Raw genomic sequence first — 13,974 nt, 5'->3', positions numbered from 1 at the left:
TTTGCACCGCCTCCCGCGCACCCTCGCTTCACGAAGCTGCATGCGCCAGCCGGCGCGCGGAGGTGTGATGAAACGCGGTGACCCGATCTTCGGCGAGGACTCGCTCAGCACGGTGGCGGCGATCTTTCCCGACCGCGAGTCGGCGACGGCCGCTGCTGCACAGGCGCGCAGCGAGCTCGGCCTGGCCGAAGCCCAGGTCCAGCTGGTCGAACCCGGGGACCGCCAAGCCGCGCGCAAGCTGGAACCCGAGGGGAAGGGCATTATGTTCACCGCGATCAAGGCCCACATCGTGCTCGGGCTGGTCGGGCTGGTGGCCGGGCTGTTGCTGTTCTGGATCCTGTATTCGCTCGACATACGCGCCGTGCAGGGCCAGCCGGTCGTGGCGGCGCTGGTCATCGGCGGCTTCGCGCTGGCATTCGGTCTGTTCGCCGGCGGCCTGGTGACGCTGCGGCCCGACCACGATCCGCTCAACATGCGGGTGGTCGAGGCGATCGGCGAGGGCCGTTACGCGGTGGTGGTCCACCCCGACCGGCACGGGGATGTCGCCCGGGTGGTCGAGGTGCTGGAAGCCGCCTCCGGCGAGGTCCTGCGGACCCTGTAGGCACGGGCGGCCCGGTCAGGCGCCGACAGTCGGCTCCACCGTGTCCATGGCTGCCGGCCTCCCGAACAGGAAGCCCTGGCCGAACCCGCAGCCCAGCTCCAGCAGGGTCTGGCGTTGCGCCTCCACTTCCACGCCCTCGGCGACCACGTCCATGCCGAGCGCGCGGGCCAGGTTCAGCACTGCCTCGATCACCGCCCTGCTGTTGCCGTGCCGATGCAGGTCGGCAAGGAAGGTGCGGTCGATCTTGAGGATCCGCAGCGGGAAGCTGTGCAGGTAGCTCAGCGACGAGTAGCCGGTGCCGAAATCATCCAGTGCCACGCCAACCCCGCGCTCGAGCAGCCGCTGCAGCACCCCCCGCACCCGCTCCGGGTTCTCCAGCAGGCTGCCCTCGGTCACCTCGATGCGCAGCCGCCGGGGCTCCAGGCCGGTGCGCTCGAGCAGACCCAGCAGGCGGTTGGCGAAGTCGCTGCGCTGCAGGTGCCGCGGTGCCACGTTGATCGACAGGTACTGTTCGCCGCCCTGTCCGGCGGTCAGCGAGAAGGCGCGCTTGAACAGGCGCCAGTCCATCGCCTCGATCAGCCCGCTGTCCTCGGCCACCTGCAGGAAGTCGGCGGGCGCGAGCATGCCGCGGGTGGGGTGGTGCCAGCGCATCAGCGCTTCGTGGCCGACCACCTCGCCGTCGCCCAGGCGCACGATGGGCTGGAACCAGGGCTCGATCTCGTCGCCCTTGAGCGCCTGGCGCAGCTCGGCCTCGACGGTCAGCTCGTCCACCGCCGTGTGCTGCTGGGACGGGTCGTAGAGCTGCCAGCGCTTGCGGCCCAGGGCCTTGGCGCGGTACAGCGCAGTATCGGCGTCGCGCACCAGCTGGTCGGCGTGGCGGTGGTGCGGCCGGCTGAGCGCGATGCCGATGCTCGCGGAGGGTTCAAGCGTGCGCCCGGCGATGACCATCGGCTCGGTCAGCACGTCCAGTGCGCGGTTGGCCACGGCGATCGCCGCGGTGGGCTGCCCGGCGGCATCGAGGGCCACGTCCTCGATCAGGATCGCGAACTCGTCGCCGGCCAGGCGCGCGACCAGGTCGGGCTCGCGCACGCAGGACTGCAGCCGGGTGGCGATCCCGCGCAGGAACTCGTCGCCGGCGACATGGCCCAGGCTGTCGTTGATCACCTTGAAGCGGTCCACGTCCAGGTACAGCAGGGCGCTGGGGCGTGGCCGGGGCTCGGCGAGCGAGGCGAGTGCGCGCTCCAGGCGGGTGCGCAGCTGCGCCCGGTTCGGCAGCCCGGTGAGCGTGTCGTGCATCACCTGGTGGCGCAGGCGGTTCTGGATCCGCTCGCGCTCGCGGATCTCCCGGCGCAGCTCGGCGGTGCGCTCGGCGACCCGCTCCTCCAGCCGGGCATAGGCCTGCTGCTGGAACTCGGCCGCGCGGCGGCGCTGCACCGCATAGGCGATCTGCGAGGCGACGAAGGCCAGCAGCTCCTGGTCGATGGTGCCGAACTCGGTCTCGCTGGTGTAGCTCTGCACCGCGACCAGGCCGATCACCTGCTCGCCGGACATCAGCGGCGCACCCAGCCAGCAGGCCGAAGGCGGGCCCTGGTCGTCGCGGTGCTCGATCTCGCCGGCGGCCTCCAGTGCGGCGATACCCTCGCGGTTGCCCAGGAACGGCTCGCGCCGGCGCAGCACCAGCTCGCTCAGTCCGCGCGCCAGCGGCCGCCCGGAAGCACGGCGCGGGTGGAAGGCGTCGACGTAGTACGGGAAGTCGAGCCGGGTGCCGTCGCCCGACAGCAGGCCGATGTAGAAGTTGTCGGCGCTGAGCAGCCGGCCGACGATGCGGTGCACCCGGGCGTGGAACTCCCCGGAGTCGATGTCCTCGGTCGCCAGCCGGGCGATCTCGAACAGCGCCGACTGCAGCCGCTCGGCGCGTTCGCGCTCGACCACTTCCTGCTGCAGCGCGCGGTTGACGGCGGCCAGCTGCCGGGTGCGCATCTCCACGCTGCGCTCCAGCAGCTCGGTGCTGCGCTTGCGCTCCAGCGCGGTGAGGATGTGGCTGGCGACGAACTCCAGCAGCGCCTGGTCCTCGCTGCTGAAGCCGGCCTCCTCGGTGTAGCTCTGGACCACGATCGCGCCCAGCGCCTGGCCTTCGCGCATGATCGGCACGCCCAGCCACTGGTGGCAGTCGGTGCCGACCGTCTTCATCGGACCGGCCGCCTGCCTGGCGAGTTCCTCCGGCGTGCCACGCAACGCCCGCCCGCCGCGGATCACGTGCCAGGTCGCCGAATGGCGGATCGTTTCCAGCGGCAGGCTGCCCTCGAACGGCGACTCGTCGACCACGTCGGCGAAATAGAGCATCTCGAAGGTGTCGGCCGACAGGTCGCGCAACACGATGAAGAAATTCTCGCCGTACATCAGGCTGGCGACGATGGCATGCACGCCGCGCAGCACGTCGGCCATGTCGCGGTCGGACACCGCCAGCTCGGAAATGTCGAACAGCGCGCGCTGGATCTGCTCGGAGTGCTGCAGGCGGGCGACCTCGCAGTGCAGCTCGGCCACCTGCAGTTCCCTCGCGAGCAGGCGGTCGGCGGCGGCCAGTGGCGCGCGCAGGTACCGCAGTACCGGCTCCATCGCGGTGCCGGGCGCGGGCTCGAGCACCACCGTGGCGGTACTGGCCGGCAGGGGGATCGACACCAGCCCGGTGTGGGTGTCGGTGACCGGGGCGCGGGCCAGGGCGGCGCGGTCGGCGGCGGCGATCGCCTGTTCCGAAGGCTGCGGCAGGATCGCATCCTCCCCCAGTGCCGCATGTCCGAGCTCCCAGACCACCCAGGCCCGGGCTACGCCTGGACTGGCGGCGGCGATGGCCCCGGCGGCGCCGACCAGCCCGGCGGTATCGCTCGCTTCCAGCAGCTGCCGGCGCCAGTCGACCCCCTTGGCGGGCGAGGGCGGCATGCCGTTCATCCGCGCGCCCGCCGGCGTGCCGCCCACAACAGGGGACGGCGGCTGTGCGGAACCGGGAGTGGCGGATTCATCTGGGCGTCCGGTGTCGGGGCGATCTGCTTCGCCGTCGTTAACGGCCGCACCGGCAAACGCTTTAGGCCCGCTGCCGGCTAAGATGGTGCCGTTGTAAAAGGGGGGATCCACCATGTATCCGTTGTTCCGCGCCGGCGTCCTTGCCGCCTGCCTTGCACTGGCGTTCCCGGCCGCGGCCCAGGCCGACCGGCTGGTGCCGCATTCCGAGTTCTACTTCGATTCCGATGCCGGGACGATCGCGCCGATCATCGCCCAGCCCGGCTCCGGCGATGCCGTCGTCGACCGCCTGGCGCGTGCCGTCTCGCGCAATCCGCGCGACGTGCGTGCGACCGCCCAGCTCGCCCGCGTTGCGATGGACGGTGGCCGGCCCGGGCTGGGACGCGAGCTCTATGACCGCGCGCTGGGCCAGGTGAGCAGCCGCGACAGCCTGGCTCGCCCGCTGCGCTGGAACTACGGCTGGGACCTGTACCGCAGCGGCGACGCGGCGGGCGCGCTGCAGCAATGGCGCGAGCTGTTGGGGGGCCGTGCGGTGACCGCATCCTGGATGCCGCCGACCTTCGCGCTGGTGATGTGGACCCTAGGGCGCCAGGAGGAGGCGGTGGCGTGGTATGCCGCGGCGGTACGCAGCGAGCCGGCGCGCTGGGGCAGCGCGGACGGCCATGCGGCGTTGCTGCCGGACTGGACGCCTGCCGAGCTCGAGCTCCTGGGCCAGGTACAGCAGGCGTGGCAGGAGAATCCGCCGGCCTGGCCCTGAGGCGGCTTCCCGCTCCATGCCCCCGGCACGGCGCCGGCTGCCCGGTCCCGCCCGGCGGCCTGCCGGTGTACGCTCGATGGCGCTGAAGGCCCGGTGGCGCCGGGCCAGGCCGGAGAGCCGATGAAGACCGTGCTGGTGGCCAGCTCCAAGGGTGGCGTCGGCAAGACCACGATCGCCACCCATCTGGCGGCGCACGCCGCGCTGCAGGGGCACAACACGGTGCTGCTGGACGCCGATCCGCAGGGCTCGTCGACCCAGTGGGCACACAGGCGGGCGGAACTGGACAGCGCGGTGCTGCCGCTCGATGGCACCCGTGGCCGCTGGCAGCAGAAGCTGCCGGGAGGCACCGCGCGGGTCTTCATCGATGCCCCGGCCGGGGCCATGGCGCGCCAGCTGGATGCCTTCCTGGAGGCCGCGGACGCGCTGGTGGTGCCGGTGCCGCCTTCGACGCTCGACATCGAGGCCAGCGTGCCCTTCCTTGACTCGCTGGCCGGGCATCCGCGGGTGCGCCGGGGCGAACTGCGGGTCGGGCTGGTCGGCAACAAGCTGCGGCCATGGACCGGGAACTCCCAGCGCAGCGTGGAGCTGCTGCGCCAATGGCCGTACCCGCTGGTCGCGCAATTGCGCGACAGCCAGGTATACGTACTGCTGTCCGGCCTTGGACGCAGCCTGTTCGACTACCATTCCACGCAGGTGCGCGAGCACCAGGCGGACTGGCAGCCGCTGCTGAAGTGGCTGGCACGCTGACCCCGGCCGACCGCCGGCCCCAAACGGACTCCCGCCATGCGTGAACTCATCCTGCTGCGCCATGCCCACGCCGACCCCGCCGCGCTTGGCCAGGCCGACCTGGACCGGCCGCTCTCGGCGGAAGGACTGGCGGAGGCCGAGGCGGCCGGCAACTGGCTGCGGTCGCAGAACCTGGTACCCGATTGCGTGCTGTGCTCACCGGCGCGCCGCACGCGCGAGACGCTGGAGGCGGTGCTGGGGGTGGTCGGCTACGTCGAACAGCGGGTCGAGGATGCGATCTACGAAGCCACGCCCGGCGCGCTGGTCGCGCTGGCCGATGCCCTGCCGGAAAGCGAGCGGCTGATGCTGGTCGGCCACAACCCGGGCCTGGAACAGCTGGCCGCCCTGCTGCACAGCGGACAGTCCGGCGACTACCGCGGAATACCGCCGGCCGGCATCGCGGTGCTCGCGTTGCCGGCCGCACGTGCGCTGGAGCCGGGCAGCGCGCGGCTCAGCGCCTTCTGGTGGCCGTGAGGCGGAAGAAGGCGGATCCCAGGATCGCGGTTGCCGTTCCCGCCCCCCGCAGCCGTTGGCGCGGGGCCTTGCTGGCGGCGCTGCTGCTGCAGGCGGGCACGTTGTCGCCGGCAGCGGCCGTCACGCCGGTACCCGGGGAGCAGGCGCTGGACCGGCAGCGCAGCCAGGCGGGCTTCCGGCTTCGCACCCGCTGGGGCCAGCGGATCGAGGGCCGGCTGCCGTTGCTGGAAGGCGAGCGCCGGGTGCTGGCCGATGGCCGCCACCAGGTGCGGATAGTGCTCGACGCCCGCCAGGTGGAGGTGGAGGACTCGGGCCGGCTCGATGCGATCGCCCGTGGCGACCGGTTCTTCGATGCCGACGTGCATCCACGGATCGTGTTCCTGTCCGATCCCTACCCGCCCGGCCTGCTGGAGGTTGGCGGGGACGTGCCTGGCTGGTTGCAGGTCCGCGGGATCCGGCGGCCGGAGGTCTTCACCCTGGAGCCGTCGGCGTGCCCGGAGCCCGGGAACGGGTGCGCGGTGCACGCGCACGGCAGCATCGAGCGCGCGGACTACGGCATGGACGCGATGCGGCTGGCGCTCACCGGCCAGGTGCTCTTCGAGCTGCGGCTGTGGCTGCTGGAGCCCGGGTCGTGAGCCAGCCCCTGCGCCTGCTGTGGCCGTTGCTGCTGCTCGCGCTGGCGTCCTGCGCAAGCCTGGACCCGCAGCAGATGCGGCGCAGCGAGGCGATCGCAGAAGCCGCGCGGCCGGCCACCGTCGACTGCGACCGCACCGATGCCTGTGCGGTGCCGTCGCCGCTGCGGGCCATGGCCGCCGAAGTGCTCGCCGCGTCCACCCCGGAGCGGCCGCGCCACCGCGCGCTGATCCTCGACCGCGGCACCGATGCGATGCTGGCGCGGATCAACCTGATCCGCAGCGCCACCACCAGCGTGGACGTGCAGACCTACATCTTCGACGAGGACGACGCCGGGCGGCTGGTGCTGGACGAGCTGGTCGCTGCCGCCCGCCGCGGGGTGCGCGTGCGGCTGCTGATGGACCAGCTGTCGGCGCTGCGCGAGGCCGACACCCTGGCTGCGCTGACCGGCGTCCACGCCAACCTGCGGGTGCGCCTCTACAACCCGGTGCTCAACCGGGCGCGCATCAACTATCCGCAGTACGTGCTGGCGGCCGCCTGTTGCTGGCGCCAGCTCAACCAGCGCATGCACAACAAGCTGTTCCTGGTGGACGGGGCGGTGGGCATCACCGGCGGGCGCAACTACCAGGACGACTATTACGACTGGGACCCGCACTACAACTTCCGAGACCGCGACATCCTGCTGGCCGGTCCGGTGGTGCGCGAGATGGCGCTCGACTTCCAGTCGTTCTGGGACAACCCGCGCGCGGTCCCGCCGGAGCGGCTGACCGATGTCGGCCGGGTGCTGCTCGAGCGCGGGGTACCGGAACTGGCGCCGCATGCCTATGCGCAGCCAAGGCGCGCGCAGGCCATGCGCGACTCGGCGGCCGACCCCGCGGAGGTACACGCACGGCTGATCGAGCCGGCGATGGAGGTCGACGAGGTCCACTACGTGTCCGACGGCCCGGACAAGCACGCCGCCGAACCGCCCGACACCGTGGCGAACGCCTCGCGCTCGCTGGCCCGGCTGATCACCTCGGCCGACGAGCGGGTGATGATCCAGACGCCGTACCTGGTGCTGTCGAAACCGGCGCAGGACCTGTTCCGCCGACTGCACCGTTCCGACGAGGGGCCGCGGATCATCATCTCCACCAACTCGTTGGCGGCCACCGACGCCTTCATCGCCTACGCGCTGTCGTTCAAGTACAAGCGCCGCTTCCTGCGCGAGTTCGGCTTCGACATCTACGAATACAAACCGTTCCCGGAAGATGCGCCGATCGACCTGGCGGCCACCGGTGCCCAGCTGCCGCCGTTGCCCGCCGCGACCGCCGCGACCGCCAGCGCACCGCGTGCCGGGCCGCCGCGCCGCGGTGACCGCCGCAGCGTATTGCGGCGCGAGCGCTACCGGGCCCCGCTGGCGGCGGAATACGGTGCCACCCGCTATGCCCGGCGTGCCGCCAACGAGCCGGTCCCGCTGCGCCGGGCAGGCGTGCGCATCGGGCTGCATGCCAAGTCGCTGGTCATCGACAACCGGGTCGGAGTGATCGGCACCCACAACTTCGATCCGCGCGGGGACAACTACAACACCGAGAGCATGGTGGTGGTGGTCGACGAGGAATTCGCCGCCGCGCTCGCGGCCAGCATCGGGCGCGACATCCTGCCTGCGAACTCGTGGGTGATCGCCCCGCGCAGGCCGCCGATCCTTTCCGGGCTGGAGTACTCGCTGTCGAAGGTCTCCGAGCACCTGCCGGTGTTCGACCTGTGGCCGACGCGCTACGCCACCAGCTACGAATTCCTACCGGGACCGGAATGTCCGGCCCCGCTGCGGCGCGACGATCCGGGCTTCTCCGCGTGCTACCGCGCGGTGGGGGACTTCCCCGAGGTGAACCCCGCGCTCAAGGGCCTGCCCACTAGGCTGTTCACCGCGTTCGGTGTCGGACTGGCACCGATTCTCTGAGCGCCCGGCCGCAAGGCTGAAACCGGAGATGCATCACGTTCCTGAGATCGCGCTGAACGCGTGACTTATGGCCTATGGTGCCTGTGATTAGGTGTTGTATCGTACCAACACACCACCTCACCGGCACAGCCGAATCCCAGGAGAAACGACATGTACGCCCAGCACGCCAACACCGCCCGCCTGGACAACGCCCGCGCCCGCGAGGCCGCCGCGCGCAGCCTGAATGTGGACCCCGGCACCTATCGCGTGGCCGAGCGCGAAGCCGGCCGCGGTTACGGCCGCAGCCAGGGATACGGCGGTCCCCGTCCCTACGTCGGCCAGGAAGCGGGCCGTCCCCTGTTCAGGATCTACTGAGCGGACTGGCTTTCTTCCTCCTGTTCATCTAAGATAATCCAGTTATTTCAATAACTTGCAAAGGAGAACAACAAAGAAATGCGAGCTAATACCCTTCCTGTACTTCGCGCTCCCCTGGTCCAGTCAACCGCAGCCACCACTCTTTCCCCCACCGCTCCAGGCGTCGCGCCCCGCCGCCGGGCCCGCAGCCAGGGCTACCTGCACGGCTATGCTCCCCAGCCCGTCTCGCGCCAGCGGACGATGCGGTTCCGCGTCCGCTGACCCGGCGGTATGGTGGCCGGATGGAACCCGCCACCCCTGAACGCCGCAGGTTCACCACGCGGCCCGAACTGCACACGCTCAATGCGCTCTCGCGCGGCACTGCGATCGAGGCACTGGGCATCGTTTTCACCGCCGCGGGCGATGACTGGCTGCAGGCCACGATGCCCGTCGACCAGCGCACCCTCCAGCCGTATGGCCTGCTGCATGGCGGTGCCTCGGTCCTGCTGGCCGAGACGCTGGGCAGCAGCGCCGGCAACCTCTGCGTCCCGCCGGGCCAGGTATGCGTGGGCCTGGAGATCAACGCCAATCATGTGCGCGCCGTGCGCGGGGGCCAGGTCACCGGCACCGCCCACCCGGTCCACATCGGCGGACGCACCCAGGTGTGGGAGATCCGCATCCACGACGAGCGCGACCGGCTGTGCTGCATCTCGCGGCTGACCCTCGCGGTGGTGGCCGGAACACCGGCCTGAGCCGTCATTCCGGTCATCGGCACTGGTATCTTCGGTGCCCATGAACGCGCCGACTTCCGCCGGCGCCACGGCGCGCCCGTCGCCGCTGGCGCGCGCCCTCCGCTACCTGTACCGGGTGCCGTTGCTGGCGTGGCACCTGCTGGTCGACCTGCCGGTGGTGCTGCTGCTGATCACCCCGCCCACCCGCAACCTGCGCTGGAACGGCGAGCCGCTGCACGACCGTCTGGTGCGGGCCTGGTCGTCAGGCCTGCTGCGGGTGTTCGGCATGCGCAGCCAGCGTACCGGCACGCCATTGCCCGGCGGGGTGATGTTCGTCGCCAACCACGTGACCTGGCTCGACATCGTCTCCCTGCACAGCCAGCGGATGGTGGGTTTCGTCGCCAAGCGCGAGATCCGCGGCTGGCCACTGGTGGGCTGGATGGCCGAGCGCGCCGGCACCATCTTCCACGCCCGGGGCAACACCGAGTCGCTGGGCGGGGTGCTGCGCGAGATGCGGTCCCGGCTCAACGCCGGCCAGGCGGTGGGCGTGTTCCCCGAGGGCGGTACCCGCGCGGGCGACCAGGTGGGACCGTTCCATGCGCGCATCTTCCTGGCCGCGGTGGAGGCCGGGGTCCCGGTGCAGCCGGTCGCCCTGCGTTACGGCAAGGGCGGCAGCGCGCAAACGGTCGTCGCGTTCGCTCGCGGCGAGAATTTCCTGTCCAACTTCCTGCGCCTGCTGGGCGAGCCGGGGAGGGTGGTCGAGGTGCACTTCCTGGAACCCATCCCCCCGGGCATGGCGGAGGGCCGGCGGCGGATCGCCGAGCTGGCCCGCAGCCGCATCGTCCAGGTGATGGAAGGCTGAGGGAAGCCGGGCAGTGTTGACCGCGGCCGACTTCCTTCCCCCCGTCTGGCTGCGCAACCGGCACCTGCAGACGGTGCTGGGAAGCTCCCCGCTGCGCGGCCGGCGCGGCGCGCGCCAGCTGCTGGAGATGGCGCCGCGCACCCGCGAACTGATCCTGGACGGCGGTGGCGGAGTGCGCCTGCTCGGGCTGCACAGCGTGCCGGCGCGTGGCCAGCCGCATGGGCTGGTGCTGTTGCTGCATGGCTGGGAAGGCAGCGCCGAGTCGACCTACATGAGGCTGGCGGCGGCGAAGCTGCTGCAGGCCGGGTACGAGGTGTTCCGGCTCAACTTCCGTGACCACGGGGCGACCCACGAACTCAACGAGGGCCTGTTCCATTCCAACCTGATCGACGAGGTCGTCGGCGCCGCCCGCGACCTCGCGAACCGGCTGGGCAGCGGCCCGATGGCGGTCGGCGGCTACTCGCTGGGCGGCAACTTCGCGTTGCGCCTGGCGCTGCGCGCGCCCGCCGCCGGGCTGGCGCTGTCGCAGGTCGCGGTGGTCTGTCCGCTGCTGGACCCGGCCCGGACCATGGACGCGATGGAGCAGGGCTTCCCGCCCTACCTGCGCCACTTCGAGAACAGGTGGCGCGCCTCGCTGCGCCGCAAGCGCGAGCTGTACCCGCAGTTGCACGGCTTCGATGACCGCGTGCTGGCCCAGCGCATGCGCGAACTCACCCGCTGGCTGGTCGAGCGCAACACCGACTTCGGCACACTGGATCGCTACTTCGACGGATATTCGATTGCCGGTGGACGCCTCGCCGGGCTCCAGGTGCCGGCCAGCCTGCTGACCGCCGCCGACGATCCGGTGATCCCGGTGGAGGATTTCGCGGACCTGGAGCTGCCGCCCGGCTGCCGGCTCGAGATCTCCCCCTGGGGCGGGCATTGCGGCTTCGTCGAGGATGCCGCGCTCAACGGGTTCGGCGAGCGCTGGATGGCCGACCGGCTGGCGCGGACGCCGGCGGCCTGAGCGCGGAGGCGCAGCGGCTACAATCGCGCGTTGGCCGTCACTTCCGGGAACCGCATGTACGAGAACATCACCGACGCACTGCGCCGCGGCGCTGCAGACGAGGCGCTCGCCGCCGCCCGCGAGGCGGTGGCGCAACAGCCGCAGGATGCGCAGGCGCACCGGATGCTGGCGGCCGCGCTGCGACTGGCGGGACAGTTGCCCGCGTCGCTGGAGGCAATCGACGCGGCGATCGCCCTGGATCCGGAGAGCGCCGACCTGCACCTGGAGCGCGCCGCGGCGCTGGTGCGCAACCGCCAGCTGGACGAGGCCGAGCAGGCGCTGGCACGCAGTTCCGGGCTGGACCCGAACATGTTCCCGGCCTACACACTGCAGGCGCAGCTGGCACTGGGACGCGGTGACCTCGAGGAGGCCGAACGCCTGACCCGTACCGCCGCGCGCATCGTGCCCGACCATCCCCAGATCGCGGCCCTGGAAGGCACCCTGGCCCTGCGCCGGGGCGATGCCGACCGCGCGCTGTCGATCCTGACCGCCGCCACCCGCCGCGATCCCGACGACGCGGTGCTGCAGCATTCGCTGGGCTTCGCCTATCTCGGTGCCGGCCACCATGCCTTCGCCGAGCAGGTCTTCCGCCGCTTGCGCGAGAAGCAGCCCGATTCGCTGTCGCTGCGGATCCTGCTCGCCCAGCTGATGGCCCGCCAGGGCCGGCCCGGCGATGCGGTCGACGAGCTGCAGCCCTTGCTGTCGCGTTCCGACGCCAGCCCCGCGCTGCGACGGCTGGTGGGTGAGCTGGCGCTTGGCGCCGGCCGCGACGCCCAGGCCCGCGAGCATCTGCTGCAGGCGTTGCGGGAGCAGCCGGCCGATCCGCGGACCATCTCGGCGATGGTCGAGGCCTGGCGCCGGCTGGGCGCCGCCGATGAGGCCAACCGCACCCTGGATGCGCTGCTGGAGGCGAACCCGCAGCATGTCGAACTGTGGCGTGCGCGGCTGGTGTTCGAGCCGTTCGCCGGCGACGGCGCCCGCGCGGTGGTCGAGCGCTGGCGAGTGGCCGAGCCGGAGTCCGTGCCCGCGTTGATGGCGGCGATCACCATCCATGACGCCCACGGCGAGCGCGAGCAGGCCGCTGCGCTGGCGCGCAAGGTGATAGGAATCGACCCGGAGTACATGCCGGCGCAGACGAGGGTCATCGATGCGCTGCTGGAAACCGATCCGCAGGCGGCGGTCGAGCACGTCGAAGGCATGGTTTCGGCGGCCGGCAGCGAGCAGGCGCGCCGCGACCTGCGGCGGATGCTCGGCCGTACCCTGGATCTGGCGGGTGATCCCGCCACCGCCGCCGCCACCTGGGCGGAGCTGCATGCCGAGGTCGCCTCCACGCGCTTCCCGCTGCCGCCCCGCGGCCGTGGCGGCCCGGATCTCCCCGCACTGGCGCAGCCCCCGGCAGACGCCCCGCTGACGGTCCTGCTGTGGGGCGCGCCGGGGAGCCTGTTCGAACGCCTGGCGACCAATCTCTCGCTGGTGCGCGCACCCATCAGGTCCGACCGCTTCGGCCCACAACCACCCCATGATTTCCTGCAGCGCTTCCGGAGCGCCGACGAGCTGCTCGGCGGCACCGCCGATCCCGCGGCGATGGTCGAGCAATGGCGACAGGCGCTGCCCGCACGCGGGGTGCAGCCGGGCGCGCCGGTGATCGACCTGCTGCTGTTGTGGGACAACGCCGTGTTGCACGCGTTGCGGCCGCACCTGCCCGAAGGCCTGCTGCTGGTGGCGCTGCGCGATCCGCGCGACATGTTGCTGGACTGGCTGGCCTGGGGCTCGGCGGCGCCCTACGCGATGGAAAGCATCGAGGCCGCCGCGCAGTGGCTCGCCGGACTGCTGGAACAGGTGGCCGAGCTGCACGAGGGGGACCTGTACCCGCACCGGCTGGTCCGGCTCGACGGCATCGAGGAAGACCCGGCGGCCATCGCCGCCGCACTGTCCGATGCCATGGGCGTACAGGTCGGCGCGGTACCGGCGAACCAGCTGGGCAGCCGGCGCTTGCCCTCCGGCCACTGGCGCGCCTATGCCGAGGCCCTCGAGGGTCCGTTCGCAATGCTGGCGCCGGTGGCGCAGCGGCTCGGGTACCCGGCGGACTGAAGCGCTCCCGGGACCGGCTCTGGCAGACTCGGACCGGTCCCGGTACATCAGGAGCAGCCATGCAGATCCGCAGTGACAGTTTCAGCAACGGTGGTGCGATCCCGGCGCGGTACTGCGCCGGGCAACGCAGCGCGGGCGAGGTGGGCTTCGGGCCCAACCGCAACCCGCACCTGGCATGGGACGGGGTGCCCGAGGGCACCCGGTCATTCGCCCTGCTGTGCCTGGATCCCGATGCGCCGACCCGGCCCGAGCTGGCCGGCAAGGAAGGCGTGCAGATCCCCGCCGCGCTGCCGCGCACCCACTTCTGCCACTGGGCGGTGGCGGGGATCGCGGCCGACCTGCGCGAGATCGCCGAGGGGGCCTTCAGCGCCGGCGTCAGCACGGGAGGCAAGGAACGGGCGGAAGGCCCCGGAGGTGGACGCCAGGGCCTGAACGACTTCACCGGCTGGTTCGCCGGCGACGAAGCGCTGGCCGGCGACTGGTGGGGCTATGACGGTCCGTTCCCGCCGCCCAACGACCTGCTGGTCCACCGCTACTTCTTCCGCCTGTTCGCGCTGGATACCCCGCTGCCGGAGCTGCCGGACCGCTTCACCGGCGGCGACCTGCTACGTGCGCTGCACGGCCACGTGCTGGCCGAGGCCCAGGTGCACGGGCAGTACTCGCTGCATCCGGACCTGGCGGCCGGGTAAGCCGTTCCGCGCGGGGTGGCC

Annotated in this window: 13 protein-coding genes; 12 read left to right on the top strand and 1 reads right to left on the bottom strand. The window is 71.7% G+C overall.

The annotated features are described in order from the left end of the window. The first annotated feature begins 67 nt into the window (after positions 1 to 67). Positions 68 to 601 carry a hypothetical protein gene (locus LY625_RS06610; protein ID WP_233738517.1) on the top strand — a complete coding sequence of 178 codons (534 nt, stop codon included), beginning with the start codon at positions 68 to 70 and terminating at the stop codon, positions 599 to 601. 15 nt (positions 602 to 616) lie between these two features. On the opposite strand, the gene LY625_RS06605 is transcribed toward LY625_RS06610, so the two are convergent. Continuing rightward, a complete protein-coding gene (locus LY625_RS06605) occupies positions 617 to 3,538 on the bottom strand; it encodes an EAL domain-containing protein (RefSeq protein WP_233738515.1) in 2,922 nt (973 codons plus the stop codon). A 193-nt stretch (positions 3,539 to 3,731) separates the two neighbouring features. Here LY625_RS06605 and LY625_RS06600 point away from each other — a divergent pair, with 193 nt between their 5' ends. The 11 genes from LY625_RS06600 to LY625_RS06550 all read left to right on the top strand — a co-directional run bounded on the left by LY625_RS06600 (position 3,732) and on the right by LY625_RS06550 (position 13,953). Continuing rightward, the gene (locus LY625_RS06600) at positions 3,732 to 4,373 is read left to right on the top strand and encodes a tetratricopeptide repeat protein (protein WP_233738514.1); all 642 of its coding nucleotides are present in this window, start codon (positions 3,732 to 3,734) and stop codon (positions 4,371 to 4,373) included. A gap of 120 nt (positions 4,374 to 4,493) precedes the next feature. Then, on the top strand, positions 4,494 to 5,120 hold the full coding sequence (locus LY625_RS06595; RefSeq protein WP_233738513.1) for a ParA family protein: 627 nt from the start codon (positions 4,494 to 4,496) through the stop codon (positions 5,118 to 5,120). Positions 5,121 to 5,156: 36 nt separating this feature from the next. Then, a complete protein-coding gene (locus tag LY625_RS06590) occupies positions 5,157 to 5,633 on the top strand; it encodes a histidine phosphatase family protein (RefSeq protein WP_233738511.1) in 477 nt (158 codons plus the stop codon). A gap of 68 nt (positions 5,634 to 5,701) precedes the next feature. After that, positions 5,702 to 6,268, top strand: a complete 567-nt coding sequence (locus tag LY625_RS06585) for a YceI family protein (protein ID WP_233738509.1) — start codon at positions 5,702 to 5,704, stop codon at positions 6,266 to 6,268. Beyond that, complete coding sequence (locus LY625_RS06580; RefSeq protein ID WP_233738500.1) at positions 6,265 to 8,202, top strand: phospholipase D family protein; 1,938 nt, start codon at positions 6,265 to 6,267, stop codon at positions 8,200 to 8,202. Before LY625_RS06585 ends, LY625_RS06580 begins: the two co-directional genes overlap by 4 nt. Before the next feature lie 150 nt (positions 8,203 to 8,352). Beyond that, the gene (locus tag LY625_RS06575; protein WP_233738498.1) at positions 8,353 to 8,556 is read left to right on the top strand and encodes a hypothetical protein; all 204 of its coding nucleotides are present in this window, start codon (positions 8,353 to 8,355) and stop codon (positions 8,554 to 8,556) included. Positions 8,557 to 8,837: 281 nt separating this feature from the next. Then, positions 8,838 to 9,287, top strand: coding sequence for a hotdog fold thioesterase (locus LY625_RS06570; protein WP_233738488.1), 450 nt, complete (start codon positions 8,838 to 8,840; stop codon positions 9,285 to 9,287). A gap of 40 nt (positions 9,288 to 9,327) precedes the next feature. After that, positions 9,328 to 10,128, top strand: coding sequence for a lysophospholipid acyltransferase family protein (locus LY625_RS06565; RefSeq protein WP_233738480.1), 801 nt, complete (start codon positions 9,328 to 9,330; stop codon positions 10,126 to 10,128). A gap of 16 nt (positions 10,129 to 10,144) precedes the next feature. Further along, positions 10,145 to 11,134 (top strand): alpha/beta fold hydrolase, encoded by a 990-nt coding sequence (locus LY625_RS06560; RefSeq protein WP_233738478.1) that lies wholly within the window; start codon positions 10,145 to 10,147, stop codon positions 11,132 to 11,134. Positions 11,135 to 11,188: 54 nt separating this feature from the next. After that, on the top strand, positions 11,189 to 13,264 hold the full coding sequence (locus LY625_RS06555; protein WP_233738469.1) for a tetratricopeptide repeat protein: 2,076 nt from the start codon (positions 11,189 to 11,191) through the stop codon (positions 13,262 to 13,264). A gap of 59 nt (positions 13,265 to 13,323) precedes the next feature. Further along, complete coding sequence (locus LY625_RS06550) at positions 13,324 to 13,953, top strand: YbhB/YbcL family Raf kinase inhibitor-like protein (protein WP_233738467.1); 630 nt, start codon at positions 13,324 to 13,326, stop codon at positions 13,951 to 13,953. Positions 13,954 to 13,974: the final 21 nt, after the last annotated feature.

Origin of the sequence: Lysobacter sp. GX 14042 (assembly GCF_021390425.1) — a bacterium.
Classification (GTDB): domain Bacteria; phylum Pseudomonadota; class Gammaproteobacteria; order Xanthomonadales; family Xanthomonadaceae; genus Novilysobacter.
This window is presented reverse-complemented; position numbering and strand designations above follow the sequence as displayed.